Origin of the sequence: Marivita sp. (assembly GCF_051251565.1) — a bacterium.
In the GTDB taxonomy this organism is placed as follows: domain Bacteria; phylum Pseudomonadota; class Alphaproteobacteria; order Rhodobacterales; family Rhodobacteraceae; genus Marivita.
In genome coordinates this window covers 1-2,044 of record NZ_JBPOFB010000082.1, presented here as the reverse complement: position 1 = coordinate 2,044, position 2,044 = coordinate 1, and the positions used below count along the sequence as shown (strand labels likewise).

Genomic DNA, 2,044 nt, shown 5'->3' with positions numbered 1-2,044 from the left:
CTATTACCGCAGCAGCGAAAGGACGTTCTGCTGCGACTGGTTCGCCTGAGCGAGCATTGCAGTCGAAGCCTGGCCGAGGATCTGCGCTTTAGCGAGCGCGGTTGTCTCAGCCGAGTAATCCGCATCCTCAATCCGTGAGCGGGCGTCGGTCAGATTGGTGGCCGTCGTCGTTAGATTGTTGATCGCAGATTCAAGCCGGTTTTGGCCTGCACCCAGCGATGATCGGGCGGTGTTAACGTCGCTGAGAGCAGCGTCGACATTGGTGATCGTGGTGCCAGCAGCGGTCGTGCTGCTTACATCAAGTGCCGAAGTGCTGACATCTTGGCCGATAGCCGTGCTGGTCAAAGTAACCGTGCGGCCCGCATCGACGGCGATATCGACGGTAACGTCTGTGCCGCTGGTTGTGCTGAACAGTGAAACACCGTTGAAATCAGTGTTTGAAAGGATGTCAGTGATCTGAGCAGACAACTGGGCAACCTCTGTGTTCATAAAGCCGCGTGCTGCGGAATCGTAGGTGCCAGTGCTGGACTGAACAGCCAGTTCGCGGACACGTTGCAGCATATTGGCAACTTCATCGAGCGAGCCTTCTGCTGTTTGGGCCAGTGCAATGCCGTCGCCAGCGTTACGAATGCCTTGGTTGATGCCGCGAATGTCGGAGGTAAATCCGGTTGCGATCGACATGCCGGCGGCATCGTCAGAGGCGCTGTTGATGCGGCGCCCTGTCGATAGACGCTCCATTGCGTCACCGAGCATGTCGTTGGCCTTCATGCTCGCATTTTGAGCGCGAAGGGCTGAGATATTGGTGTTGATAACAGACATAGGTCAAACTCCCGTGGTCGTGTGAAGTGGTCAGAACATCAGCGGTTTGTATCGCCGTTGCTGAGACTAAGAGCGACCACCCGACGCGATGTTTAAGGGGGCATGTTCGGATTGCGGTTTTGGGGCCAATCCGATGCTTTATAGTAAGGGAAATAGTTTGAAGGCTGGGTCGCCGGGCTAACCCCGTGGAGAACCCTTACGTGTCCCTACGGGTGCTTAAATTTGCCTTATCTTGGCCGCCGGGGCGGCAAATCCTTTCCACCAGAAATGAACAGGTGGAAACATGCGGGCGCAGCACGATCAATTTCAAACTACGTGGACGGTTGCCGATGGCGATCCAATTTGCCGGTCGCATAACGCATTGGTCGAGCCCACTGTCCCGCTGCTTTCACAAAGCTGGCAAAAGGACCGTTTGGTGTTTGGCGACAATGGCGCATTCGAGGCGCGCCATCGGCCTGATATGGTTGCAATCGACCTTGTCCATGCCGACACACCGGCGTTGACCAAAGTTGGCGCGGCGCGGATTACGCTTGCTTATCACCCTCATTCCATCGCCCCGGCGCAATCGGCGCTGATCGCAAGTGCTGCCGATGGCGGCTGGCCGATTGCGGGGGATAATGAGAGCCTCGCCCTGTTGACGCTGGCTGAAAGGATCGCCGCCAGCGAAATTCCGGTCCTGCTCGAAGGGCCAACCGGCACCGGCAAAGAAGTGATCGCGCGTTTTGTCCACCGGATGAGCGCGCGCGCTGATGGTCCATTCATCGCAGTGAATTGCGCCGCAATGCCCGAAGCAATGCTGGAAGGGTTATTGTTTGGCCACCGTAAAGGCGCATTCACCGGCGCAGGCGAAGCACGCGAAGGGCTGTTCCGCGCAGCCGATGGCGGGACTTTGCTGCTCGATGAGATTGGCGAACTGCCCATCGCGCTTCAGGCGAAATTGCTGCGCACATTGCAAGAAGGCGAAGTGCTGCCGCTGGGCGCGACCAAGCCGATCAATGTCGATGTGCGCATCGTCGCCGCGACCAATCGCACGCTTTCCGCAGAAGTAGAGGCGGGCCGTTTTCGCGAAGACTTGCTCTACCGTATCAACGTCTTTCCCATGGCGCTGCCCGCTTTGCAGGCGCGGCGCGGGGATATTGCACCGCTCGCCTTTGGCATGTTGCTGCGCCATGCGTGCAAGCCGGGGATGCCGTGCTGGATTTCGCAGGCGGCGCTGGCGCTGCTG

General features: G+C 58.4%; 2 protein-coding genes. One reads left to right on the top strand and one right to left on the bottom strand.

The features are described 5' to 3' along the window. Positions 1–3: 3 nt before the first annotated feature. On the bottom strand, positions 4–819 hold the full coding sequence (locus tag ACSHXH_RS19590) for a flagellin (RefSeq protein ID WP_435673482.1): 816 nt from the start codon (positions 817–819) through the stop codon (positions 4–6). 283 nt (positions 820–1,102) lie between these two features. Here ACSHXH_RS19590 and ACSHXH_RS19585 point away from each other — a divergent pair. After that, positions 1,103–2,044, top strand: a 942-nt coding sequence (locus tag ACSHXH_RS19585) for a sigma 54-interacting transcriptional regulator (RefSeq protein WP_435673481.1), incomplete at its 3' end; no start/stop codon positions are given.